Origin of the sequence: Haemophilus sp. SZY H35 (genome assembly GCF_018829705.1) — a bacterium.
GTDB classification, from domain to species: Bacteria; Pseudomonadota; Gammaproteobacteria; order Enterobacterales; family Pasteurellaceae; genus Haemophilus; species Haemophilus haemolyticus_K.
In genome coordinates, this window is sequence record NZ_JAHKJZ010000001.1 from 148,883 (window position 1) to 174,867 (window position 25,985).

22 protein-coding genes and 1 tRNA gene are annotated in these 25,985 nt (G+C 37.5%); 14 read left to right on the top strand and 9 right to left on the bottom strand.

Annotated features, from left to right (window positions below):
- From KP710_RS00645 to KP710_RS00655, 3 genes are read right to left on the bottom strand one after another with little or no spacing between them, the layout of a single operon-like run.
- Entirely contained in the window at nucleotides 1–888 is an 888-nt protein-coding gene (locus KP710_RS00645) for an ABC transporter permease subunit (RefSeq protein ID WP_140527925.1), read from the bottom strand.
- Nucleotides 878–1,843 carry an ABC transporter permease gene (locus tag KP710_RS00650; RefSeq protein ID WP_139990218.1) on the bottom strand — a complete coding sequence of 322 codons (966 nt, stop codon included), beginning with the start codon at nucleotides 1,841–1,843 and terminating at the stop codon, nucleotides 878–880. The genes KP710_RS00645 and KP710_RS00650 overlap by 11 nt, the downstream gene beginning before the upstream one ends.
- The gene (locus KP710_RS00655) at nucleotides 1,843–3,537 is read right to left on the bottom strand and encodes an ABC transporter substrate-binding protein (RefSeq protein WP_215770841.1); all 1,695 of its coding nucleotides are present in this window, start codon (nucleotides 3,535–3,537) and stop codon (nucleotides 1,843–1,845) included. The genes KP710_RS00650 and KP710_RS00655 overlap by 1 nt, the downstream gene beginning before the upstream one ends.
- Nucleotides 3,538–3,606: 69 nt before the next feature.
- Here KP710_RS00655 and KP710_RS00660 point away from each other — a divergent pair, with 69 nt between their 5' ends.
- Nucleotides 3,607–5,019: a YcjX family GTP-binding protein gene (locus tag KP710_RS00660; RefSeq protein ID WP_215770842.1), complete on the top strand. Its 1,413-nt coding sequence runs from the start codon at nucleotides 3,607–3,609 to the stop codon at nucleotides 5,017–5,019.
- Nucleotides 5,020–5,056: 37 nt separating this feature from the next.
- On the opposite strand, the gene ppc is transcribed toward KP710_RS00660, so the two are convergent.
- Together ppc and purR are read right to left on the bottom strand one after the other, a co-directional pair.
- Nucleotides 5,057–7,696 (bottom strand): phosphoenolpyruvate carboxylase, encoded by a 2,640-nt coding sequence (ppc, locus tag KP710_RS00665; RefSeq protein WP_215770843.1) that lies wholly within the window; start codon nucleotides 7,694–7,696, stop codon nucleotides 5,057–5,059.
- Between the two features lie 183 nt (nucleotides 7,697–7,879).
- The gene (gene purR, locus KP710_RS00670; RefSeq protein WP_048953258.1) at nucleotides 7,880–8,890 is read right to left on the bottom strand and encodes an HTH-type transcriptional repressor PurR; all 1,011 of its coding nucleotides are present in this window, start codon (nucleotides 8,888–8,890) and stop codon (nucleotides 7,880–7,882) included.
- Between the two features lie 353 nt (nucleotides 8,891–9,243).
- Here purR and dapD point away from each other — a divergent pair, with 353 nt between their 5' ends.
- Nucleotides 9,244–10,071, top strand: coding sequence for a 2,3,4,5-tetrahydropyridine-2,6-dicarboxylate N-succinyltransferase (dapD, locus tag KP710_RS00675; RefSeq protein ID WP_048953259.1), 828 nt, complete (start codon nucleotides 9,244–9,246; stop codon nucleotides 10,069–10,071).
- 66 nt (nucleotides 10,072–10,137) lie between these two features.
- On the opposite strand, the gene tehB is transcribed toward dapD, so the two are convergent.
- Complete coding sequence (gene tehB / locus KP710_RS00680; RefSeq protein ID WP_048953260.1) at nucleotides 10,138–10,998, bottom strand: SAM-dependent methyltransferase TehB; 861 nt, start codon at nucleotides 10,996–10,998, stop codon at nucleotides 10,138–10,140.
- 112 nt (nucleotides 10,999–11,110) lie between these two features.
- Complete coding sequence (gene metG / locus KP710_RS00685; protein ID WP_048953261.1) at nucleotides 11,111–13,159, bottom strand: methionine--tRNA ligase; 2,049 nt, start codon at nucleotides 13,157–13,159, stop codon at nucleotides 11,111–11,113.
- A 150-nt stretch (nucleotides 13,160–13,309) separates the two neighbouring features.
- Between metG and apbC the strand changes: the two genes are divergently transcribed.
- The 4 genes from apbC to bioD all read left to right on the top strand — a co-directional run bounded on the left by apbC (nucleotide 13,310) and on the right by bioD (nucleotide 16,659).
- Nucleotides 13,310–14,422 carry an iron-sulfur cluster carrier protein ApbC gene (gene apbC, locus KP710_RS00690; RefSeq protein ID WP_111407439.1) on the top strand — a complete coding sequence of 371 codons (1,113 nt, stop codon included), beginning with the start codon at nucleotides 13,310–13,312 and terminating at the stop codon, nucleotides 14,420–14,422.
- A gap of 104 nt (nucleotides 14,423–14,526) precedes the next feature.
- The gene (gene add / locus KP710_RS00695) at nucleotides 14,527–15,555 is read left to right on the top strand and encodes an adenosine deaminase (RefSeq protein ID WP_111407438.1); all 1,029 of its coding nucleotides are present in this window, start codon (nucleotides 14,527–14,529) and stop codon (nucleotides 15,553–15,555) included.
- 3 nt (nucleotides 15,556–15,558) lie between these two features.
- On the top strand, nucleotides 15,559–15,825 hold the full coding sequence (locus KP710_RS00700; RefSeq protein WP_048953264.1) for a YcgL domain-containing protein: 267 nt from the start codon (nucleotides 15,559–15,561) through the stop codon (nucleotides 15,823–15,825).
- A 102-nt stretch (nucleotides 15,826–15,927) separates the two neighbouring features.
- Complete coding sequence (bioD, locus tag KP710_RS00705) at nucleotides 15,928–16,659, top strand: dethiobiotin synthase (RefSeq protein ID WP_048953265.1); 732 nt, start codon at nucleotides 15,928–15,930, stop codon at nucleotides 16,657–16,659.
- A 29-nt stretch (nucleotides 16,660–16,688) separates the two neighbouring features.
- Here the strand turns inward: bioD and KP710_RS00710 are convergent, their stop codons facing one another.
- Nucleotides 16,689–17,252, bottom strand: coding sequence for a YceB family lipoprotein (locus KP710_RS00710; RefSeq protein ID WP_111407437.1), 564 nt, complete (start codon nucleotides 17,250–17,252; stop codon nucleotides 16,689–16,691).
- 68 nt (nucleotides 17,253–17,320) lie between these two features.
- On the opposite strand from KP710_RS00710, the gene KP710_RS00715 reads away from it, so the two are divergent.
- From KP710_RS00715 to KP710_RS00745, 8 genes are all read left to right on the top strand, one after another.
- Nucleotides 17,321–18,043, top strand: coding sequence for a BUD32 family EKC/KEOPS complex subunit (locus tag KP710_RS00715; RefSeq protein WP_111407436.1), 723 nt, complete (start codon nucleotides 17,321–17,323; stop codon nucleotides 18,041–18,043).
- Nucleotides 18,043–18,177: a hypothetical protein gene (locus tag KP710_RS09455; protein ID WP_258183674.1), complete on the top strand. Its 135-nt coding sequence runs from the start codon at nucleotides 18,043–18,045 to the stop codon at nucleotides 18,175–18,177. The genes KP710_RS00715 and KP710_RS09455 overlap by 1 nt, the downstream gene beginning before the upstream one ends.
- Before the next feature lie 103 nt (nucleotides 18,178–18,280).
- Nucleotides 18,281–18,357 (top strand) — tRNA-Met (locus tag KP710_RS00720).
- 185 nt (nucleotides 18,358–18,542) lie between these two features.
- On the top strand, nucleotides 18,543–18,998 hold the full coding sequence (gene rimP, locus KP710_RS00725) for a ribosome maturation factor RimP (protein ID WP_111407434.1): 456 nt from the start codon (nucleotides 18,543–18,545) through the stop codon (nucleotides 18,996–18,998).
- A gap of 16 nt (nucleotides 18,999–19,014) precedes the next feature.
- Complete coding sequence (gene nusA / locus KP710_RS00730; protein ID WP_111407433.1) at nucleotides 19,015–20,502, top strand: transcription termination factor NusA; 1,488 nt, start codon at nucleotides 19,015–19,017, stop codon at nucleotides 20,500–20,502.
- Between the two features lie 11 nt (nucleotides 20,503–20,513).
- On the top strand, nucleotides 20,514–23,048 hold the full coding sequence (gene infB / locus KP710_RS00735; RefSeq protein WP_111407432.1) for a translation initiation factor IF-2: 2,535 nt from the start codon (nucleotides 20,514–20,516) through the stop codon (nucleotides 23,046–23,048).
- A gap of 141 nt (nucleotides 23,049–23,189) precedes the next feature.
- On the top strand, nucleotides 23,190–24,209 hold the full coding sequence (gene pyrD, locus KP710_RS00740; protein ID WP_111407431.1) for a quinone-dependent dihydroorotate dehydrogenase: 1,020 nt from the start codon (nucleotides 23,190–23,192) through the stop codon (nucleotides 24,207–24,209).
- Nucleotides 24,209–25,033 carry a PHP domain-containing protein gene (locus KP710_RS00745; protein ID WP_111407430.1) on the top strand — a complete coding sequence of 275 codons (825 nt, stop codon included), beginning with the start codon at nucleotides 24,209–24,211 and terminating at the stop codon, nucleotides 25,031–25,033. The genes pyrD and KP710_RS00745 overlap by 1 nt, the downstream gene beginning before the upstream one ends.
- Before the next feature lie 38 nt (nucleotides 25,034–25,071).
- Here the strand turns inward: KP710_RS00745 and KP710_RS00750 are convergent, their stop codons facing one another.
- A complete protein-coding gene (locus KP710_RS00750; protein ID WP_111407429.1) occupies nucleotides 25,072–25,965 on the bottom strand; it encodes a LysR family transcriptional regulator in 894 nt (297 codons plus the stop codon).
- Nucleotides 25,966–25,985: the final 20 nt, after the last annotated feature.

Consider the following 25,985-nt stretch of genomic DNA (forward strand, 5'->3'; position numbering starts at 1 on the left):
TTATTCATAATATTGATTAATGGCTTTAATTAAGCCGTTACTAAAAATAATACTGAGTAAAATAGTGAAAATAATAGCAAAACCAGGTAAAAGTACTGTCCATGGCGCAAGATAGAGTAGTTCAAGTGAATCTTTGATCATCGCTCCCCATTCTGGTGTAGGACGTTGAGCGCCAAGAGATATAAAACTTAGTGCGCTGATATCTAGTACTGCAACAATAAAAGCCCGTGAGATTTCTTGAATATACACAACTGTGATATTAGGCAAAATAGTGGTTTTTAATAATGTCCAGTTAGAAATCCCCTCAAGTTTGAGCATGATGACATAATCTTTTTTTAATTCTTCTTGAATTGCGCGATAAATAGCATGAATAAAATAAGGTAAAATTGCGAATAGCGTTGCAAACATAGCATTCCATAAACTAGGCTCCATTAATGTGGAAATGATGATTGCAATAAGTAAAATAGGTAAAGATAAAAAAGCATCGAAAATATGCCCCACAAAACGTGCCTTTATCCCTTTTAACATACCAGCAATAATGCCAAGGGCTCCCCCAATGAGTGCGGTGGCAATGAGTACTAATAAGGAAGAGCCCAGGGTATAGCGAGTACCCATAATTAAGCGACTTAAAATATCTCGTCCTATATCATCTGTGCCAAAGAAAAAAGCTATTTGTCCTTTATCAACCCAAGATGGTGGCATTAATTCTTGCCCAACAAACTGTGTGTTATCAGAATAAGGCGCTATCCAACTGCTAAAAAGTGCGGTCAGAGTTAACAACGCTAATAAATAAAAGCTGAACAACGCAATGGTATTTTTGCGAAATAGTAGCCATATTTGGAATATTGAGGTATTTTCTCGAAATTCTTCAGGTTCTTTATCTTGCATACCAACCTTTCTTTTTAAATGGATCGAGTATAAAAGTGATACTTTTAATTAAGGTATCAATTAAAATAATACATATACCAATAACTATAACGCCTGCTGCAATACTGTTATAGTCTTGTTCAGCTACAGCATTAATAAGCCAACGACCAATACCAGGCCAACCAAGTGCTGTTTCGACTAACATACATTGCGTTAGCACAAGTGTAAATACACGTGGCACTTGGGGTATCAATAATGGAAGGGTATTACGAAAAACATATTGATGTAAAATTTTCCATTTTGACCAACCTCGTGTTGTTGCTACTTTAGCGAAGTTTTGACAAAGAATGTATTCAGCCCGTTGTTGAATAAGACGAATAATTTCCATTGTAGGTAAAATACATAAAACAAGCGTAGGCAATGCTAGATGTTGTAAGACGTTTTGTATAATCTTAGTGCGATATGGCTCATTAACGAACCAAACATCAATAACTGGAAAGCCTGTAATCGGTATGATTTCATAGAGTAAATTATATTGTCCTATAGCGGCAATCTCCCAATGATTGATGGATGCGGTGTAAAGTAAAAGAGGTGCAAGCCAAAATATAGGAATGGATAAACCTAAATAGGATAAGCTTTGTAAACTTTTAGCAAAAATTTGTTGAGAACTGACCGCTCTGATGATACCGAGAGGTAAGCCAAAGATAAAAGCTAATAAGAGTGCTGTAAAGCAAAGCTCTAGAGTAGGAGGTAATACAGTCAAAATTAAATCAATTAAGGATTTTCCTCCGTTATAAGTGATGCCAAAATCACCCTGTAACAATGTTTTTAAATAGATGTAATAAGCGTTATAGATATTTTGTGTGACAAGATCAGCATTGAGTGGATCACGCAATAAGATCATAAAACTGATTAAGGATAATACTAATAATAATATGATTACCCAGATAATATGACGAATAGCAGACCACAACATTAAGGTTTCTCCTTACTTAAATGTAAAGTCGAAAAATTTAGGCTACCAAAAGGTGTCATTTCAACACCTTTTACACGAGTATTGGCAACTAAGATGCGTTTTACATTCGCAATGGGAATAATGGGTAATTCATGTAATACGAGATTTTGAGCATCGTTATAAAAGAGAACACGTTCTGCTAAGTGTGTTGTTGCAATAGCACTATCCATTAAATGATTAAAATCCTGATTACACCAATTAGATAAGTTAGTTACTTCATTTTGTGTATTACAACTTAAAATTGGTCGCATAAAACCATCAGGATCAAGATTCCCCGCTAACCATCCTGTAAGAATTAAATCATAATTTTCTGTTTTATTACGAAGTTGTTCACTTAAAAAAGTACGTGTCACTGCTCGAACGTTAATTTCAACTCCGGTTTGTGCTAAATCCCATTTTATCATTTCAGCCATTTTAAACGGTGCGGGGTTATATACTTGTTCTTCATTAATGACCCATAAATTAAGTGAAAGATGTTTATTTTTTAAGACTTTTTGAGCAATTTTGGGATTATAATCAAACTCAAATTCTGGGCTATTCACATTTGATGCCCAAGAAACCTCAGGAATAATATTATTCGCAACAGTTGCTGTATTATGATAAATATTGTGAATAATACGCGCCCGATTTAAACTTTGCGAGATAGCTTCCCGAATAGTACGATCCTGCATGATCGGCTTATCAAAATTAAATGCTAAATATGCCAAGTTCATTCCATCAGTAGATTGCATATAATAGTGTTTGTCATCGCTTTTTAATAAACCAATTTGGCTAACATCAGGATAAGAAGCAATTTGGCATTCGTTGTTAAAAAATTTAACTAAACGACCATTTCGGTCAGTAGAAAGATCAACAACAATATTTTTGATTTTCGCTTCTTTTTTCCAGTAATTTTCATTACGCACTAAGCGGACATGTTGGTTATATACATAGTCTTTCACTTGATAGGGCCCCGTACCAACAGGGTGGGTATCTAATTGGGCAAGATTATCATCGGCACTCAGTTGATACGCATATTCTTGTGAGAAAATAATTGCATATTGGCTAGCAAGATGTGACAAAATAGATGAGTCTTGTGTAAATAACTCAATTTTGACTTGGTAAGGTGAAAGAGCGGTAACGGATTTAATTTTTTCGTTTAGCTTTATACTTTCAAAGTATGGGAAATGTACCTTCTTAGCTTGTTCATGAAATACACGATACTGTGGATTTTTATACGTAATAAGGTTTTCGCTTAATTGTGGCAAATAAGTTGTATGACCAAGTACCCGATTAATAGAAAATACTACATCTTCTGCATTAAAATCGCGTGTTGGGGTAAACCATGGCGTTTGGTGAAATTTAACACCACGACGCAAATTGATTAATATTTCTTTTCCATCAGGTGAAATAGTATAAGACTGAGCAAGAACAGGCGTAACATTCGCGCTATGGTTTTTTATTTCAAAAAGTTTATTATAAATTTGCTCTGTGACGACATTCATACTCGTGCCTGCATCCGCAGTTTGCGGATTAAAAGAAAATCCAGAGGCATTAGTACAATAAGTTAGTCCGTTTTCTGTTAGGTGTTCTGGTACGCGCGGAGCAGCTTGAAGTCCGGAGTTCAAGCCAATACCAAATAGAAAACAGAAAAACGTAAGATTTTTGCGTAACATAACAAATGCATTGTGGTAAATTATGTGCCAAATTGTAAGGCATATTAGTAAAAATGGCTAGGATATTGAATGTTTAATAGGGTTCAAAACGAAATCAATCAAATCATTAATCGTGGTTTTGACCGCACTTTGCGCTTGGCGGTAACAGGGTTAAGTCGGAGTGGAAAAACGGCGTTTATTACAAGTTTAATCAATCAACTTCTCTCCATTAATCAAAATTCATCACAGCATTTGCCCTTGTTTGAAGCGGCTAGAAATGGTGCGATCTTGGCGGTAAAACGCGTATCCCAGCAAGATCTAAGTGTGCCACGTTTTGATTATGAAAGTAATTTAAATGATTTGTCACAAAATCCGCCTCAATGGTTTCAATCTACTCGTGGCGTGAGTGAAACGCGTTTAGCAATTCGTTTTCAACGTCAATCTGGCTTGCTACGCCATTTGAAAGAACGCGGCACGCTTTATCTAGATATTTTTGATTATCCGGGGGAATGGCTTCTCGATTTGCCGTTATTAAATCTAGATTTTCAACAATGGTCACAAGATCAAATCAAGGTCACCACTGGCATTCGTGAAGAATTGGCGCAGAATTGGCTTTCCATGTTGCAGGATTTAGATTTAAGTGCGGTCGCAAATGAAGATGTTTTAGCTAAGATAGCGAAAAGTTATACGGATTATTTACACCAATGTAAGTCGCAAGGCATGCAATTTATTCAGCCAGGACGATTTGTATTGCCGAGTGATTTAGAGGGGGCGCCCGCATTACAATTTTTTCCATTAATTCATCTTTCGGAAGAACAGTGGAAAACCTTGAAAAAAACAGCCAAATCGAATAGCTATTTTGTCGTACTGACAAAACGTTATGATTATTATCGCAATAAAATTGTGAAAGTTTTTTACGAAAATTATTTTTCTACTTTTGATCGCCAAGTTATTTTGGCGGATTGTTTAACGCCTTTAAATCACAGCCAGCAAGCCTTTTTAGATATGCAAATGGGTTTAAACCAGTTATTTAATAATTTCCATTATGGCAGCAGAAATTTTCTTCATCGTTTGTTTTCTCCGCGAATTGATCGATTAATGTTTGTTGCGACGAAGGCGGATCATATTACTCGTGATCAAATTCCTAATTTAGTGAGTTTAATGCGCCAAATTGTGCAAGAGGGTGGTCGCCATGTGGAATTTGAAGGAATCGATACGGAATATACCGCTATTGCTGCTGTTCGTACCACAAAGCAAGTGATTGTGAATCAGCAAGGAAAAGAAATTAAAGCAATTCAAGGGATTCGTTCTATTGATAAACAACCTATTACGCTTTATCCAGGCACTGTACCGAGCAAATTACCAAGAGCAGAATTTTGGCAAAAACAACCGCACTTTGATTTCGATAGTTTTGAACCTCAGCCTTTAGAACAAGGCGAAACGATTCCTCATTTGAGAATGGATGCGGTTTTACAATTTTTATTAAGTGATCGATTTGAATAAAAAAGTGCGGAAAATTTTCCGCACTTTTTTCATCTTGCTAGCCCGTATTGCGCATTCCAGCCGCGATACCTGTGATGGTAATCATCAATGCTTGTTCTACATCGGGATTTACTTGCTCTGGATTTTCACGGAAACGGTGAAGCAATTCCACTTGCAGTAGATTGAGCGGATCCGTGTAGATATTGCGCAATGCAATTGAATCTGCAATCCAAGGTAAATCAGACATCAATTCACTTTGGTGAGAAAGTGAAAGCACAGTTTGAATATCATCTTCAAGTTGCTTACGTAAATTTTCGCCTAAATACCAAAGTTCTTTTTTCACCAATCGTTGATCATATTGTTGGGAAAGCCAAGTATCCGATTTACTAAATACCATTTCCAACATACCGATTCGCGTTGAAAAGAACGGCCAGTTTTCGCACATTTCATGAATGACATCGCCTTTGCCTTGTTCAATAATCTGACGGATAGATGCTCCAGCGCCCAACCAAGCGGGTAGCATTAAGCGATTTTGCATCCATGCAAAAATCCAAGGAATGGCGCGTAAACTTTCCACGCCGCCATTTGGATTGCGTTTTGCAGGGCGAGAGCCAAGCGGCAATTTGGAGAGCTCCTGTTCTGGCGTCGCACTGCGGAAATAAGGAACAAAATCTTTATCACCACGAACCACGCCGCGATAAATGTCGCAAGAGATAGTGGAAAGCTCATCCATTATAGTGCGCCATTCTGGTTTCGGTTCTGGTGGCGGTAAAAGATTTGCTTCTAAAATGGCACTGGCGTAGAGATCAAAGGTTTCTACCGCTACAGCCGGTAAACCCAGTTTGAAGCGAATCATTTCGCCTTGTTCTGTCACGCGTAAACCATTTTTTAGTGAACGAGGTGGTTGAGAAAGTAATGCCGCATGTGCTGGCGCACCGCCACGACCAATCGTGCCACCACGTCCGTGGAATAAAGTGAGTTCAATGCCAAGTTTTTCTGTTAAATTCACTAAGGCTTCTTGGGCACGATATTGCGCCCAAGAGGCAGCCATCATGCCCGCATCTTTTGCCGAATCTGAATAGCCAATCATCACCATTTGACGATTATTGATCACGCCACGATACCAACCCACATTGAAAAGTTGAGTCATCACTTTTTCAGCTGCATCTAAATCGTCTAAGGTTTCGAATAATGGCACAACAGGAATATGATATGGCACGCCTGCTTCTTTTAAGAGTAAGTGAACAGCTAAAACATCAGATGCACTGCGTGCCATCGAAATAACATAACACGCAATGACACCTTGTTTTTGTTGAGCAATGACTTTGCAAGTATCTAAAATTTCTTTGGTTTCTGGTGATGGCGTCCAGTTTTGCGGAATTAATGGACGGCGTGAGTTTAATTCACGAATTAAGAAAGCCTGTTTATCGTCTTCTGTCCATTGAGCGTAATCACCCAAACCAATATAGCGCGTGATTTCTGCAATTGCCTCGGTGTGACGAGTGCTTTCTTGGCGAATATCCATTTGAGAAAGCGTTACGCCAAAACAACTAATACGGTGCAAAATATTCAACAATGAACCATTCGCAATAATGCGCATACCGCATTGAATTAAAGATTGATAACAATCGTAAAGCGGCTCCCAAAGTTGATTATCTTCCAAAATAATTTCGCTTTCGGATACGCGCGGTGTGCGATCTGATAGGTGATCATCAAAATAAGCTAATGTTGCTGTAAGCTGATTGCGTAAATTTTTCACCACAAAGCGATAGGGCTCTAAATGCTCGCCATATTTAGCACGAAACTCATCGCTACATTTCACCATTGAAAGTTCATCGGCTAATTTGCTGATGTCTTGTAAGAATAAATCCGCCGCTTTCCAACGGGCAAAATAAAGCACTTTTTTGGTGATTTGTGCGGTAACAAACGGATTTCCATCACGGTCACCACCCATCCAAGAGGAAATGCGTACGGGTTTTAATCCTACTGGCAAATCGTAACCTAAAAATTCACGGGCGGTTTCGTTTAGTTGGCGTAAAAACTCTGGCACAGCTTGCCACAAACTGTTTTCCAACATCGCAAAGCCCCATTTAGCCTCATCAAATGGCGTTGGGCGAACAGTACGAATTTCGTTGGTATGCCATGCTTCAGCGATTAAGCGAAGTAATAGGCGCTCAATAATATTGCGTTCTTTTTCAGTTAAATCATGATGTTCTAGCTTGCTTAAACATTTATTGATTTCAATGTGTTTATGAATGAGTGAACGACGTGTTGTTTCTGTTGGATGTGCGGTCAGAACCAGCTCAATTAATAATTTTTCGACTGTTTTATGCACATCTTCCACTGAGGCATTTTGTTCTTTTAAGTGTTTGAAAAGTTCGCTTAAGGATTGAGAAGAACTTTGTGCAAGAGAATGTTCACGCGAAATTGTTTGATATTGTTCAGCTATGTTAGTGAGGTTTAAAAATTGGCTGAAAGCACGCGCGACGGGAATAATATTGTCATTAGAAATACTACCGAGCGTGTCGAGCAATTCTTGTCTTGCTTTATCATCGCCAGCACGAGAATTACGAGAAAGTTTACGAATATTTTCGATTAATTCGAGAATATCGGCACCTTGGGCATCGTTGATGGTTTCTCCGAGAAAACGCCCTAACATACTAATGTTATTGCGTAAAGTGCGGTACTCTTGTGTCATAGGAACTCCTAAAAGTAAAAATAAAAATTCGTAAGTTGTCGATAGATATAGCTAAAAACAGAAGATAGGGCAAATGCTATTCAAGGAAACCTTGAAGATAATCAAGAAAAGCTAAAAAATAGATAAAAAAGAACCGCACTTTTTATAGATTATTTAAAAAGTTCGGTTTATTTTTGATAAGTTTTATAAAATTGATTTAACGGATTTTCGAATAATAAGCTCAGGGCCAATGTCAATACGGCTATATTGCTGAACGCCTTGATCTTTTTGGCTAATACGTTCTAATAAGATATTCACCGCCTGTCTGCCTAATCGTAGCTTCGATTGGTGAATGGTGGTTAATGGTGGCGCATAGAAACGTGAAGCATGAATATCATCATAGCCGATAATGGACATATCATCTGGCACGCGTAACCCTTTTTCTGTCAGTGCAGAAATTGCACCGAGCGCCATCACATCGTTACAACAGAATAGGGCGGTCGGTAATTCCTCTTGAGCCAGTAAGCGATTCATACATTCATAACCGTCTTCAGGCTCAAATGCACCTTCGAAAATCCAAGGTTTATGCACTTCAAGATTCGCATCTGCCATCGCTTTTAAAAAGCCTTCATAACGAGTTTTTGCCGTAGTTTTATTGAGTTCACCGCAGATAATCCCGATTTTTTTATGACCGCACTCAATGAGGTGTTGGGTTGCTAAATAACCGCCATCAAAACTATGATCATCAATCACATCGGTATTCGCATTTGGGCCCCAGTCCATTACAACCATTGGTATACTGGAAAATGACGAAAGCAAATCCAAGGAGTCTTGAGTATATTCAGAACACATCACAAGCAAACCATCTACCCGTTTCTTCGCCAACATTTCCAAATGGTTTTTGACTTTTTCAGGTTCATTTTGTGTATTACATAAGAAAAGGGAATAACCTTGACGATAACAATGTTCTTCGACGGAATGAATGATCTCAGCAAAGTAGGGGGCTTCACTAGTGGTGACAATCATGCCGATCGATTTGGTTGTATTCACTTTTAAACTTCTTGCAACAGCGCTTGGTGAATAATTCAGTTGTTTAATTGCAAGTAATACAGATTCTTCTGTTTCTTTTGCAACAAAACGCGTTTTATTTATTACATGTGATACTGTCGTGGTAGATACGCCAGCCATTTTTGCGACATCTTTAATTGTTGCCATACATTTACCCCTAGAAAATTTTTCCTATTATAAAGGTTTATAGAATATTTCGTTACTTTTATTATAATTTTTTTGTAAAAGAGATGATTTTTTCTAATAAATATTGCTAGAATGTACGCAAATTTTTTATTTAGGAGAAAAAGATGAGTGATTTTGGTTACGCCATGATAATGGTTGTTTTTAGTATGACTATTGTTGTAGGGCTAGCACTATCAATTTTTTAATTGTGTTTATTTTATGAATTACCGCGCTTTGTTAGAAAACAAAGGGCGGTATTTTTTTAGGTTTTTGCTTGAGACGCAAAAGTATGGTAAAAATAACAACGTTTTATTCATTAACTAATAGGAATTATCATGTCAAATTTACAACAAATTATTGAAGCTGCATTTGAGAAACGTGCAGAAATTACACCAAAAACCGTTGATGCAGAAACGCGTGCGGCAATTGAGGAAGTGATCGAAGGATTAGATTCGGGTAAATACCGTGTTGCAGAAAAAATTGATGGCGAATGGGTAACACATCAATGGTTAAAAAAAGCGGTTTTACTTTCATTCCGTATTAATGACAACCAAATCATTGACGGAGCAGAAACAAAATATTACGACAAAGTAGCATTAAAATTTGCGGATTACACCGAAGAACGTTTTGCTGAAGAAGGTTTCCGTGTTGTGCCTTCTGCAACGGTGCGTAAAGGTGCATACATTTCTAAAAACTGCGTATTAATGCCATCCTATGTAAATATTGGTGCTTACGTTGGCGAAGGCAGCATGGTAGATACTTGGGCAACGGTTGGTTCATGTGCACAAATCGGTAAAAACGTTCACTTATCTGGCGGCGTAGGCATCGGCGGTGTATTAGAACCATTGCAAGCTAACCCAACCATTATCGGCGATAACTGCTTTATCGGAGCTCGTTCAGAAGTGGTAGAAGGCGTTATTGTAGAAGATGGCTGTGTTATTTCAATGGGCGTATTCATTGGTCAATCAACCAAAATTTATGATCGTGAAACGGGTGAAATTCACTACGGCCGTGTACCAGCTGGTTCTGTGGTGGTATCTGGTAGCCTTCCATCAAAATGTGGAAAATATAGCTTATATTGCGCAGTGATTGTGAAAAAAGTGGATGCAAAAACTTTAGGTAAAGTTGGTATCAACGAATTATTACGTTCTATTGAAGAATAATAGAACGTAAATAAAATAATGACCGCTCTTTTTTCATAAAGGCGGTCATTTTTTATAAATGAGTGATTATTTCTTTCTCGCTAACATTGTGGCAAATTTCATTTTAATGCGATTGCCGTTTTCATCGGTTTTATGTAATTCGCCCATATTTTCGTTATATTCTAAGAATTCCCAATCTTTGTAATATTCTTTCAATTCGTTTTCAGCGAAGGTGAAGGAGAATGGAAGCGGGCAAGGCACATCATCTGTGGACATGGCGGCAACGATTAAGTTATACCCGCCAACATTGGTGTGTTCTTGCATATTTTTAATGATTGACGGCACTCGCTCACGATTTAAGAACATAAACACCACTGTTGAAACAATAAAATCATAGTTTTCTTGAATATTGGCGGCGTTAATATCATAAAGTGCGGTAGAAATATTAAGATTTTCTTTCTCTTTGGTTTCATTTAAAAAGGCAATGCTGTTTTCATTGTGATCCCAAGAGGTCACATCATAGCCCAATAAACTTAAATAAAGTGAATTACGCCCTTGTCCGCAACCTAAATCTAATACTTTACAAGGCGAGATAATTTTTGCAGCATCCACCACATCGCCGTGAGTGGCAGTCATATTGTATTTTTTACTGAAGTAATCTTCTTTTTTGCAATAGAAACCTAGAGTACATTCTAAGTCATCAGAAAGCGCTTCAACACGATGCCATGCTTGAGGTTCAACAAAAGGAATGTTGCTTTCTGGGGTAAAAATATGCTCGGCAATCACATCGCTATTTTCGGTTAGCTCATAAAATTTGAGCTTACCTTTTAATACGGTTAATTTCCCCCAAGTGCCGACTTTTGTGTTGTGCTTTTCTTGGAACATTTGTGGCAATTTGTCTTTTGTCCACACTGGCATTTGTTTATAGCAAATTAATTCGTTTTTCATAATATTCTCCAAATAGGTAAATAGTTGAGTGTTATAGTAGGTTATAAGCCACCTATTTTCAACAAGAAAATAAAAGGGCAACGTAATGTTGCCCTCATTTAGATTGAATTGATTATTTTACTTGCATGCCCGCAGTGACACCGCTATCGGCAGATAACAAGAATAAATCACTACCGCCTGTTCCTGCGGATAGAATCATTCCCTCAGATACACCGAATTTCATTTTACGTGGTGCAAGGTTTGCCACCATAATCACAAAACGACCTTCTAATTCTTCAGGTTTATTGTAAGCCGCTTTAATGCCAGAGAAGACTTGACGAGTATGATCGCCAAGATCTAATTCAAAACGTAAAAGTTTATTAGATTCTGGCACCGCTTCGCATTTCAACACTTTTGCTACACGCATATCAAGTTTAGCGAAATCATCAATAGTGATGGTTTCAGCAATAGGTTCAACGGCGGAAAGTGCGGTTGGTTTTGCTTCGGTTTTTTCTGCTGCTTTATTGGCTGCAGCAAATAAGGCTTTAGTTTCTTCCACAACGGCATCAATTTGTTTTTTCTCTAAACGAGAGAATAAGGCTTTGAACGGTGCAAGAGTATGGCCAAGTAATGGTTGATGAATATTATCCCAACGTAATTCAGCTTGTAAGAAGGCTTCTGAACGTTCTGCTAGTTTTGGAAGAACTGGTTTTAAGTAAGACATCAACACGCGGAAAAGCTCAATTCCCATTGAACATACGGCTTGCAATTCTGCCTCTTTGCCTTCTTCTTTTGCAATCACCCAAGGGGCTTTTTCATCAATGTATTTATTGGCTTTATCGGTTAATGCCATAATTTCACGAATGGCTTTATTGTATTCACGGCTTTCGTAATAAGCGGCGATTTGCTCGGCTTGAGCGGTAAATTCTGCAAATAATGTTTCATCTTCCAGTTTATCCGCAAGTTTGCCTTCAAAGCGTTTCGTAATAAAGCCTGCATTGCGTGAAGCTAAATTCACTAATTTGTTTACAATATCCGTATTTACACGTTGTACGAAATCTTCAAGGTTAAAGTCTAAATCTTCAATGCGATCATTTAATTTTGCTGCATAGTAATAACGCAAACATTCAGGATCGATATGATTCAAATAAGTGCTGGCTTGAATGAAAGTCCCGCGAGATTTTGACATCTTCGCCCCATCCACCGTGACATAGCCATGAGTGAACACATTAGTCGGTTTACGGTAGCCACTACCTTCAAGCATTGCAGGCCAGAATAGACTGTGGAAATAAACGATGTCTTTACCGATGAAATGATAAAGCTCCGCATCGCTGCCTTCAGCCCAAAATTCATTGAAATCAATGCCTTTATGATCGCATAGATTTTTGAATGAAGCCATATAGCCGATTGGCGCATCTAACCAAACATAGAAGAATTTATCTTTTGCACCTGGAATTTCAAAACCGAAATAAGGCGCATCGCGTGAAATATCCCATTGTTGTAAACCGCTTTCAAACCATTCTTGCATTTTGTTCGCAATTTCAGATTGAAGTGAGCCAGAACGTGTCCATTCTTTTAACATGCCTTCAAATGCAGGTAAGTCAAAGAAAAAGTGTTCAGATTCTTTTACAACAGGAGTTGCGCCAGAAACAGCTGAACGAGGATTAATTAAATCCATTGGGCTATAAGTTGAAGCACAAACTTCGCAGTTATCGCCATATTGATCTTCTGCTTTACATTTTGGGCAAGTGCCTTTCACAAAACGATCAGGCAAGAACATATTTTTTTCAGGGTCGAATAGCTGAGAAATAACTTTACTCTTAATAAAGCCATTGGCTTTGAGTTTATTGTAAATTTCTGCGGTGAGCTGTTTGTTTTCTTCGCTGTGAGTGGAATGGTAGTTATCAAAACTAATATTAAAACCTGCAAAATCACGCACGTGATCGGCTTTTGCTTTAGCAATTAATTCTTCAGGTGTAATGCCAAGTTTATCGGCATTCAGCATAATCGGAGTACCGTGTGCATCGTCTGCACAGACAAAATGGATTTTATTGCCACGCATACGTTGAAAACGCACCCAAATATCCGCCTGGATATGTTCTAACATATGGCCTAAATGAATTGCCCCATTGGCATAAGGCAAAGCGCAAGTGACTAAAATTTTACGGGGTTGAGTTGTCATTTATTATTCTCTTTTTTAGCATATAAAAATTGTGGACATCTTACCCGATACAGGGCTTTTTTTCTAGTTTGAAAAACTTTAACTTAACATACCGCACTTTCCGTGATTAAATATGCCCGACAAATTTACTCTACTAAACAGGAAGTTATTATGGCAACCTACTTTTCTGATAATTTGACTGCCGAGCAGCAAAATAAAGTTCAGCAGATTATCCAACAATTTCAGCATCCAACCCTGCAAAAGGATCTGATTGCGCTTAATACTTTGAAAAAAGTGGAAAAGGGCGGTGATACTTTACGCATTGAATTGAAATTACCTTTTGCGTGGAATTCTGGTGCAGAACAGTTAAAACAAGCGGTTTCAGATGCGTTATTGAAAGCAACAGATTGCAAGGCAATTAAATGGGCGATCTCGTATCAAATCGCTACACTTAAACGTGCGAATAATCAACCCGCTGTAAAAGGTGTGAAAAATATTATTGCTGTGAGTTCTGGTAAAGGCGGTGTAGGGAAATCATCGGTTTCTGTTAATCTAGCTTTAGCATTACAAGCACAAGGCGCACGTGTCGGGATTTTAGATGCGGATATTTATGGCCCTTCTATTCCACATATGTTAGGCGCAGCGGATCAACGCCCGACTTCGCCAGATAATCAACACATCACCCCAATTAAGGCACATGGTTTATCTGCAAATTCCATTGGCTTTTTAATGAATGAAGACAGCGCAACAATTTGGCGTGGCCCGATGGCGAGTAGCGCATTAAGCCAATTATTAAATGAAACTCTATGGGATAGTTTAGATTATCTTGTTATCGATATGCCTCCGGGCACGGGTGATATTCAACTTACTTTATCACAACAAATCCCTGTGACTGGTGCAGTGGTAGTGACAACCCCACAAGATATTGCTTTGCTTGATGCGGTGAAAGGTATTTCAATGTTCGAGCGAGTATCCGTACCGGTATTGGGTATTGTGGAAAATATGTCAATGCATATTTGTAGCGAGTGCGGTCACCACGAAGCAATTTTTGGCACAGGCGGTGCAGAAAAAATGGCTGAAAAATACAATGTGAAAGTATTAGCTCAACTTCCTTTACACATTCGTATCCGTGAAGATTTAGATGCGGGCAATCCAACTGTTGTGCGAGTGCCTGAAAATGAAATTTCACAAGCATTCTTACAACTCGCTGAGAAAGTCTCTACAGAACTTTACTGGCAAGGTTCCGTAATACCAAGTGAGATTTTATTTAAAGAAGTGAAATAATCGAAAAAAAGATAGGGCTGCATTTGCAGCCCGTTTTTTCCTAGGTTGATCTTCTTACTGTTTCTCAATAAAATCTAGCGCAATTTTTTATTTGGTGGATCATTATGATGAAAAATATATCAAAATATGCTTTGATAGACCTCCATCTTCATTTGGATGGTTCGCTTTCTCCTGAATGGATTTTTGAGTGGGCGGAAAAACAAAACATCAACTTACCTGTAAATGACATTGAATCACTTCTTAGATTAATTTCGGCGCCCAAAGATTGTAGTGATTTAAATCAATATTTAAATTGTTTTGCAATTCCCGTTTCTTTATTACAAACACAAGATTCCATTTCTTCTGCAGTTTTTGACTTGGTAAAACGTTTAGATAAACAAGGTGTAGTTTATGCTGAAATTCGTTTTGCACCACAGCTTCATATAAAAAAGGGATTAAATCAATCAGAAGTGGTGGAAGCCGCATTAGTTGGCTTAAAACAAGGACTGAAAGATACCGCACTTTTTAGAGTAAATTTAATTTTATGTTGTTTAAGAGGTATTGGCTCTTTAGAAAATAACTTAGAAACTATTAATATAGCCAAAAAATATCTGACTATAAAAGATGCCGGGGTCGTTGCGGTGGATTTAGCTGGACCAGAGGCAGGTTATCCAACCCAAAATTTTTCCCAAGAATTTCAGCTTGCTAATCAACTTGGTATTCCTTTTACGATTCATGCAGGTGAAGCAGCCGGGGCCGAAAATGTGCAACAGGCAATTAATCTTGGTGCTAGTCGTATTGGGCATGGTATTCGAGCGGTAGAATCTGAGCAAGTTATGTCTGATTTAGCTATAAAAAATATTGCTGTAGAGATGTGTCCTTGTAGTAATTTACAGACAAAAGCAATTGATAATTTAAAAAATTATCCACTTAGAACTTTTTTACAAAAGGGGATTATGGCGACGCTAAACACAGATAATATGACCGTATCACAAACTGAAATTAAACAGGAATTTGAATTATTAGAGTCTGATTATCAATTAACTGAATTTGAAGCAAAAAAATTGCTGAATAATGCTATTAATGCATCATTTCTTAGTATAGAAGATAAAATTGCATTAAAAACATATATTAAAATGAAAGGAATAGATTAATTTATGTTGTGTGCAATTTATAAGAGTAAAAAGAAACCAGGAAGTTATTTATATTTAGCAAAACGCGATGATTTTTCTTCTTTGCCTGAAGCACTGTTAGAGCAATTTGGTAAACCTGAAATCGTGATGATGTTTAATTTATTAGGCTCAAAAAGATTGCATTCTGTAGATAATCAAGAGATTTTGGAAAAAATTAAACAACAGGGATTTTATTTACAAATACCTAAACAGGATGATGGTTTATTTAATAGTTTGAGTGAGATCAAATAATCTGTTTATTTTCAAAGCTAAAAAACAAAAGTTTGCGTTACCTCAATTTCTTTCTTCAAAAATTCTTTTAGAATCGCCCGCAATTTTTTTAAGGAGAACGAAATGAGTAGCTTTTTTGTTGCGGGGACTGATACAAATGTGGGAAAAACCACTGCTTGTCGAGCAATTATACAAGCCTTACAAAATAAGGGTGTTCAAATAGTAGGATATAAACCTATTGCCTGCTGTGGTGAGGAGGGGGTTTATCCTACAGTTCAAGTTGAGAAAAATGATTCAGATTATGACAGTTTCAGCAATTCTGATGTTTTAACATTGATGGCTTCAACAAATCAGGATGTAAAGTATCAAGATATTAATAGCTATACATTTACTCATCGTTTTCCGATGCTTACAGAAGATAGAACGAGAATTAAGTTAGAGAAGATCAATCAGGATCTTATGCGTTTAACTTCCCAGTATCAGTCTGTTGCGGTAGAGGGATCCTTTGGATTAATGACTCCAATGTCAGAAGAAAAAAGTTTTGCAGATTGGATTGTTTCCCATAAAATGCCTTTAGTGCTTGTGGTGGGAATTAAAGACGGTTGTGTTAATCATGCTTTATTGACAGTTCAAGCAATTCAACAGCTAGGCGTACCTTTATTAGGATGGGTAGCCAATCGTGTTAATCCTTTATTAGGTCATTATGCTGAAATAATTAGTCTTTTAGAGAAGCATATTGAGGCACCTCTATTAGGACAAATACCCTACTTACATAAACCAGAAGAACAGGAATTAGGGCATTATTTAACAAATATTGAACGTTTAATGTATATGAAAACAGAATTAGTTAAATAAAATTCTTAATAACGAGTACTACTTGTTATTTAAAAAATTCCTGTATCCAATGTAAGTTTACCTTGTTCAATTAAAATCTTTTTTGCAAATTTTTTTATAAGCACATCACGCATATTGTTTTTATCTAATGTATAAACAGGAATATGTTCTAGTAATTTAGCGACATTTTCATTTAAAAAAGGCATGATTGTTTGCATTTGTTGCATATATTGCTGTGGTTCTCCTGACCAACGTAAAATACGCATTTTCTTTAAATAAACCGCACCTTCTTCGGAGTTATAATAAGGAACTGTATCGAAGGTCAGATTTAATTTTCCTGGCAAATTTTTATTGCCAAATTGAAATAAACCCTCTAAAGTACCGCTCATTTCTACGCGTTTATCATTAGTTTGCCCAATTTTTGTACTTAAATTTCTTACTTCATAATCAAGAAAAAATAATCCTGGTAAGCCAAATTTATCCGCAATAGCTCCTTTTTCCTGTAGATATTGATTGATTTGAGATTCAGTTATTGAAAAAGGTGAGGCCGATATATTAGGGGATACCGCTAAAATAGACGTTAACGTAAGAAATAATAATTTAATTTTTTTCATATTTTAGTTAAAAGCAAAATAAAAATGGTGGACAAATATACCATAAATAGTAATAGAGTGATGTAGTTATGAGTCATGAGTTTAGGCAATATGTTAATCAATTAGTTATAGAGCATCGTGGTGAACGAATTTATCCTTTTCACTATGAAGGCAAAAAATTCTGGTTGAAGCAACCTGAAAAATTGAAGGGGATTTGGCTACTATTGAAACCGTATCCGAAGCAATCTTTTAAAAATGAACTACAAACTTTGTTGAATCTTGCTGAAAAAAAAGCACCTGTTCCAAAAGTCTCTTATCATAATGAGGATTTTTTTGTATTGGAAGATGTGGGAATCACTTTATCACAATGGTTATGTGATAAGAGGGCAAATAATCAGCAAAAATTTTCTATCATTTATGATGCTTGTCTCGCTTTGATTGATTTACATGATAAAAATCTGGTACATGGTCGTCCTGCTATTCGAGATATTACTTGGGATAAAGGAAAAGTTACTTTTCTTGATTTTGAATCTCGTTCAAGTAGTCAAAATCAAAATTGGTTAATCGTTCGAGATATGCTATTTTTCTTTGATAGTTTATGTCGAGAAGAAGATATTTCAGACGATTTTATTCAAAAAGTGGCATTGTATTATCAAGCTCATTGTAGAGTAGAAAATTGGCAGAATATGATCGTATTTTTGCACCGTTTTCGCTGGGTTTATTATCTTTTACTGCCTTTTAAACCTATTGCAAAGACAGACTTAATTGCCGTTTATCGATTATTTGAAATTTTATTAATAAAGGAAAAATGATGAAGAAAACACTTTTTATTATTGTATTATCAAGCATATTAGCGGCTTGTACTGTAGGTGGTGGCGCCAGCGCTGGTGGCGGAAGTAACGGCGTTGGATTAGGACTAGGGATTGGCTCTGGTATTCGATTTTAGTGATGATGGAAAGTGCGGTAAGTTTTGACAAAGTTTTTAATGAACTTAGTAAAACTTCTTGCATTTTAAATTTTTATCACTATAATGCATCCCATATTTCGGACGCGGGGTGGAGCAGCTTGGTAGCTCGTCGGGCTCATAACCCGAAGGCCGTCGGTTCAAATCCGGCCCCCGCAACCAATAATAAGTTCAGTAAAAGAACCCCAGTTTTGGGGTTTTTTTCTATAAGAAATTTAATAAAAACTGGGCTTAGGTTCCTGTGACCTAACCCTTTTTTTATGCCTAAAATTTTTTGTAGAAGTTTTTAGATTAATCAAAAGCAGTTATTTTGACTAAAAACTGACACCACAGTATAGGAGTAGAAATTGGCTACATTAGAACAAAATTTACAAGAAATGCTACAAGGCGCAGTAGAGGATTTAGGTTGTGAACTTTGGGGCATTGAATGTCAACGAGCAGGCCGTTTTATGACTGTGCGTTTATTTATTGATAAAGAAGGTGGCGTGACTGTCGATGATTGTGCTGATGTAAGTCGTCAAGTGAGCGCAATTTTAGACGTGGAAGATCCAATTGCGGATAAATACAATCTAGAAGTGTCTTCACCAGGTTTAGATCGTCCGTTATTTACCTTGCCACAATTTGAACGCTATATTGGGCAAGATATCGCAGTGCATTTGCGAATTCCAGTGATAGAACGCCGTAAATGGCAAGGTAAGTTAGAGCGTATTGAAAAAGATATGGTTACTTTAATCGTTGATGGACAGGAACAAGTTTTAGTCTTTGGTAACATTCAAAAAGCGAATGTTGTTGCAAAATTTTAAAAGGAGTAAAAGAAAAATGAGTAAAGAGATTTTACTGGCGGCAGAAGCCGTATCTAATGAAAAGTTATTACCACGTGAGAAAATCTTTGAAGCGTTAGAAAGTGCTATTGCGCTCTCTACCAAGAAAAAATATGAATACGAAATTGATATCCGAGTGTCAATAAACCCAAAAACAGGTGATTTTGATACTTTCCGTCGTTGGTTAATTGTTGATGAAGTCAAAGTGCCAACGAAAGAAATCACTTTGGAAGCGGCACAATTTGAAGATCCAAATCTTCAAATTGGCGATTATGTAGAAGATCAAATCGAATCTATCGAATTTGATCGTATTGCAATGCAAACAGCACGTCAGGTCATTAGTACTAAAATTCGTGAAGCAGAGCGTGAGAAAGTGGTTGAACAATTCCGTTCAGAAGAAGGTAAAATTGTAACGGGTACGGTGAAAAAAGTTACTCGTGATAATATTATCCTAGATTTAGGAAATAAAGCAGAAGCCATTATTGCCCGTGAAGATATGCTTCCTCGTGAAAATTTCCGTCCGGGTGACCGCGTACGTGGTGTGCTTTATAAAGTGAACCCTGAAGGCAAAAATGCACAATTATTTGTGACGCGTTCTAAACCAGAAATGTTGATCGAATTATTCCGTATTGAAGTGCCTGAAATTGGCGAGGAAATGATTGAAATTCGTGGTGCGGCTCGTGATCCTGGTTCTCGAGCTAAAATTGCAGTGAAATCAAACGATAAACGTATTGACCCAGTTGGTGCTTGTGTGGGTATGCGTGGTGCGCGTGTTCAAGCCATTACTAATGAACTTGGTGGTGAGCGCGTTGATATCGTGCTTTGGGATGATAATCCGGCACAATTCGTGATCAATGCAATGGCTCCGGCTGATGTATCTTCTATCATCGTTGATGAAGATAATCATTCTATGGATATTGCAGTTGAAGCAGCTAACCTTGCGCAAGCAATTGGTCGTAATGGTCAAAATGTGCGTTTAGCAACACAGTTAACAGGTTGGACACTAAACGTAATGACTACTGATGATTTAAATGCAAAACATCAAGCAGAAGATAACAAAGTGTTAAACTTATTTATTAACTCATTAGAACTTGATGAAGAATTTGCACAAATCCTTGTAGAAGAAGGCTTCACAAGTTTAGAAGAAATTGCTTATGTGCCAATGAATGAATTGACTGCAATTGATGGTTTAGAAGATGAGGATCTTGTAGAAGAACTTCAAACTCGTGCTAAAAATGCGATTACAGCCGCAGTAGTAGCTGAAGAAGAAGCATTGAAAAAAGCGAATATTGAAGAGCGCTTATTGAATTTAGATGGCATGAATCGCCATGTGGCATTTAAATTAGCTGAAAAAGAAATTACTACTCTCGAAGAACTCGCCGAACAGGGTGTAGATGATTTAGCAGATATTGAAGAATTAACAGCAGAACAGGCAGCAGATTTAATTATGGCTGCACGTAATATCTGTTGGTTTGGCGAAGAATAAGGAGAGTAGTAATGACTGAAGATGTTAAGGCTGATGCGCCAAAAAAATTAAGCATTCAACGCAGAACAAAAACAACAGTGAGCAGCACCACAACTGGTGGTAAAAGCAAAGAAGTGCAAGTAGAAGTACGTAAAAAACGCACAGTAAAAACTGATATTGCTCAACAAGAAGAAGCAAAATTAAAAGCACAGCAAGAAGCGGAAGCGAAAAAAATTGCTGAACAAAAAGCGGCAGAAGAAAAAGCTCGTTTAGAAGCTGAAAAAGCAGCAGCTAAGAAAGAAGCTGATGAAAAAGCAAAAGCTGAAAAAGCGAAAGCAGAAATAGCTAAGCCAGCAAAAAGTGCGGTAGATTCTAAAGCTAAATCTGTTGATCCTGAAAAAGAGAAACGTAAAGCAGAAGAAGCTGAACTTCGTCGTAAAGCTGAAGAATTAGCTCGTCAAAAAGCTGAAGAACAAGCTCTCCGTGCAGCAGAGGAAGCAAAACGTTATGCTGAAGCAGATGATTCAGACAATGAATCTTCTTCAGAAGACTATTCTGATTACAACTTAAGTTCAAGATATGCACTTGAAGCAGAAGATGAAGAAGATCGTCGTAACGAAAATCGTGGCCGTGGCAAAAATAAAGTAGCGAAAGCGAAAAAAGGCGGTCGCGACGATGAAAATAGCAAAAACTCGAAAAACGAGCGCGAATCTAATCGTAAAAATCAAAAAGACGCTAAGTTTGGTAAAGGTAAAAACGGCAAAAAAGGTGCCGCACTTCAACAAGCCTTTACTAAACCAGTTCAAGCTGTAAAAGCGGATGTTGTCATTGGTGAAACCATTACTGTTGCTGAATTAGCGAACAAGATGGCTGTAAAAGCAACTGAAATCATTAAAACAATGATGAAGATGGGCGAAATGGTTACTATCAACCAAGTTATCGATCAAGAAACCGCTCAATTAGTAGCGGAAGAACTTGGCCATAAAGTGATTCTTCGTAATGAAAATGAGCTTGAAGAAGCGGTATTAGGCGATCGCGATGTAAACGCAGAAAAAGTAACGCGTGCGCCAGTTGTAACCATCATGGGTCACGTTGACCATGGTAAAACTTCTTTACTTGACTATATTCGTAAAGCGAAAGTGGCAGCAGGCGAAGCGGGTGGTATTACCCAACATATCGGTGCGTATCACGTAGAAATGGATGATGGCAAAATGATCACCTTCTTGGATACTCCAGGACACGCTGCATTTACATCTATGCGTGCGCGTGGTGCAAAAGCAACAGATATTGTTGTTCTTGTTGTTGCTGCTGATGATGGTGTGATGCCTCAAACTATTGAAGCGATTCAACACGCAAAAGCAGCGGGCGCGCCTTTAGTGGTTGCAGTAAATAAAATCGATAAACCAGAAGCCAATCCAGACCGTGTTGAGCAAGAATTATTACAACATGATGTAATTTCTGAAAAATTCGGTGGTGATGTGCAATTCGTTCCAGTATCTGCGAAGAAAGGTACAGGAGTTGATGAGTTATTAGATGCAATCCTACTTCAATCTGAAGTACTTGAATTGACCGCTGTAAAAGACGGCATGGCAAGTGGTGTAGTCATTGAATCTTACTTGGATAAAGGTCGTGGCCCTGTGGCAACTATCTTGGTTCAATCAGGTACATTACATAAAGGTGACATCGTACTTTGTGGTTTTGAATACGGCCGTGTGCGCGCAATGCGTGATGAAAACGGAAAAGAAGTTGATGAAGCAGGTCCTTCAATTCCAGTTGAATTATTAGGTCTTTCAGGTGTGCCAGCAGCGGGTGATGAAGCAACCGTTGTACGTGATGAGAAAAAAGCACGTGAAGTGGCGTTATATCGTCAAGGTAAATTCCGTGAAGTGAAATTAGCTCGTCAGCAAAAAGCGAAACTTGAAAATATGTTTAGCAATATGTCTGAAGGCGATGTGGCTGAATTGAACGTCATTGTGAAAGCGGACGTACAAGGCTCTGTAGAGGCGATTGTTCAAGCGTTAAATGAACTTTCTACCAATGAAGTAAAAGTTAAAGTGGTTGGCTCTGGTGTAGGTGGTATTACTGAAACTGATGCAACTTTAGCGGCAGCATCTAATGCCATTATTGTTGGCTTTAACGTTCGTGCTGATGCATCTGCGCGTCGTGTCATTGAAGCTGAAAACATTGATTTACGCTACTACTCAATCATCTATGAATTGTTGAATGAAATTAAAGCAGCAATGAGTGGTATGTTAGAGCCTGAATTTAAACAAGAAATTATTGGTTTAGCTGAAGTTCGTGATGTATTCCGTCATCCGAAATTTGGTGCAATCGCAGGTTGTATGGTGACCGAAGGTATAGTGAAACGTAACAACCCAATCCGTGTATTACGTGACAACGTCGTTATCTTTGAAGGGGAATTAGAGTCTCTTCGCCGTTTCAAAGACGACGTATCTGAAGTTCGTAACGGTATGGAATGTGGTATCGGCGTGAAAAACTACAACGACGTGAAAGTCGGCGACCAAATCGAGGTGTTTGAAGTGGTTGAAGTTAAACGTTCAATCTAATACTAGATAATTTATGTAGGGCATAGTGAGATATGCCCTTTTTATTTGCAGATTATTATCCTTAACCTTAAAATACACTTGATTAAGTATAAAAATCCTCCTTTCTTTATTACAGTAAACTATCCTGAGAGATAAACGCGTATGTATAAATTATTTCGATATGCCATTTTCCAAATGGATGCTGAAAAAGCCCATGATTTTACGCTTCAGTGTTTAAAAATGACTGCTCATCCATTATTTTATCCACTTTTTAAATCACTCATTGATACGCCGAAAGGTTTATCTAAAACAGTAATGGGAATAAATTTTTCTAATCTTATTGGTTTGGCGGCAGGAGCGGATAAAAATGGTGAGGCAATTGATGGTTTCGGCATGCTGGGGCTGGGGTTTATTGAAGTTGGTACGGTAACACCATTTGCTCAGGATGGTAACGCAAAGCCTCGTCAATTTCGTTTAATAGAAGCTGAGGGTATCATTAACCATAATGGATTTAATAATAAAGGTATTGATTATCTGATTGAAAATGTAAAAAGCACCCATTATAAGGGAGTAATAGGCATTAATATTGGCAAAAATAAATGGACCCCATTGGAAAGAGGCAAGGACGATTATATTTTCTGTTTAAATAAAGCTTATAATTATGCAGGTTATATTACAGTGAATATTTCATCACCTAATACGCCAGATTTACGTCAATTACAATATGGTGATTATTTTGATGATTTATTAAAAGAGATTAAATCTCGCCAATCAGTCTTAGCTAAACAATATAATAAGTACGTACCTGTTGTAGTGAAAATTGCACCAGATTTGAGTGATGCTGAACTTGTCCAAATTGCAGATGGGTTAATCCGTCATAAAATCGATGGGGTGATTGCCACAAATACGACCACTTCCCGTGACAATGTCACTGGATTAAAATATTCAGAACAAGAAGGTGGATTAAGCGGAAAACCCTTACAATATAAAAGTACAGCTATTATCAAACGATTACATGAAGAATTACAAGGGCGTATCCCTATTATTGGTTGTGGTGGTATTGATAGCGTATCAGATGCACAAGCTAAAATGAACGTTGGGGCAACATTACTGCAGATTTATTCGGGGCTAATTTATCATGGTCCTAAATTGGTTGCGGAATTAATAAGAAACATAAAATAATGACAAAAATATTTGATTTACATTGCCATAGTACGGCATCTGATGGTGTACTTTCACCTCGTGAAGTAGTTCTACGTGCTCATGAACAAGGCGTAAATGTACTAGCATTATGCGATCATGATACAGTTGATGGTATTGATGAGGCACAATTAGCGGCAAAAGAAATAGGGATCAAGCTAATTACAGGCGTTGAGATTTCAACCAACTGGGAGGGGCGCGGAATTCATATCGTTGGGTTAAATTTTAATAAAATGCATCCAAAAATTACCGCACTTTTGGAAAGTCAAAAAATACTACGTGCTAAAAGGGCAATTGAAATTGGTACAAAATTAGAAAAGGTAGGTATACCGAATGCTTATAACGGTGCAAAATTATTCGCCAATGGAGAGGTCACACGCGCACATTATGCACGCTATTTAGTACATATTGGTAAAGTATCAAATGATGGACAAGCCTTTAAGCGTTATTTAGGACAGGGACAATCTGCTTTTGTTAAATCACAATGGACTGATATTCCCACTGCAATTGAAGCTATTCATGCGGCAGGTGGCATCGCCGTTATTGCCCATCCATTACGCTATAATATGACAGGGAAATGGGTACGTAAGTTAATGGCCGATTTTAAAACCTGGGGTGGTGATGGTATGGAAATGGCAGATTGCGGTACAACAAAGGATCAGCGTCAAATGCTTACACGATTAGCAGGTGAATTTAAATTCGTTGGTTCAGTAGGGTCTGATTTTCATTTTCCTTGCGGATGGATTGAATTAGGAAAAAATTTAACCTTAATGGATGAAGTCACCCCAGTTTGGACGTTATTTTAGTACGTAGGACAAGTAATATTTGCCTACTATATATTTAATTAGATCTCATTACACAAACCTAATCCAGATAAAAATTCAATAAATGCCCGCACTTTTATCGGTAAATGTCTTCTGTTCGGATAGACCACATGAATTTCTAATCTTTGTTGTTTATATTCTGGTAATATTTCAATCAATTCACCTTTTTCGAGAGATTGACCAATAATAAATCTAGGTAAATTCACAATGCCTAGTCCTGCTTTTGCCATTTCTAATAAGGCTAAACCACTATTGCTTACCACTTTGGGTCGGATTTTGAAACGTTGTGTTTGATTTATGCGTGAGCCAACCCAATTCACTTGATTCATTACATTTTTATAAAGTAAGCCATTGTGATGTTCCAAATCATCAGGTGTTTGTGGAATACCATTCGCTTCAAGATAGTTTGGTGATGCCACAAAGTGTAGCGTATTTGTGCTGATTTTTCGTGATACAAGAGAACTGTCCGCCATATGGCCGATATGTAATGCAAGATCATAGCCTTCTGCCACAAGGTCAATTTTTTTGTCATTAAACTCAATTTCAACATGTAGATTAGGATGTTCAGCAATAAATTGCGGTAAGTTCGGTACGATGAAAAGTAAACCAAAATCCCGAGGAACAGAAATGAGTAAATTTCCTTGTAATGAACTGGTAAGGTGGGTGATGCTAGAATCAGCCTCATCTAAATCAAGTAAAATTCCTTGGCAGAGTTGGTAATACATCATTCCCGCTTCAGTAGGCATAATTTTTCTGGTAGTACGTTGTAACAATCGTGTTTTTAAATGTTCTTCTAACTGTGAAACTAATTTGCTTGCCATCGCCACAGAAATATTTTGTTGCTTTGCCGCCAATGTAAAACTTTGGGTTTCAATGACTTTGCAGAAAATAGAAATCGCGTTGAGTTTATCCATTTATAGACCTTTTTTGAAAA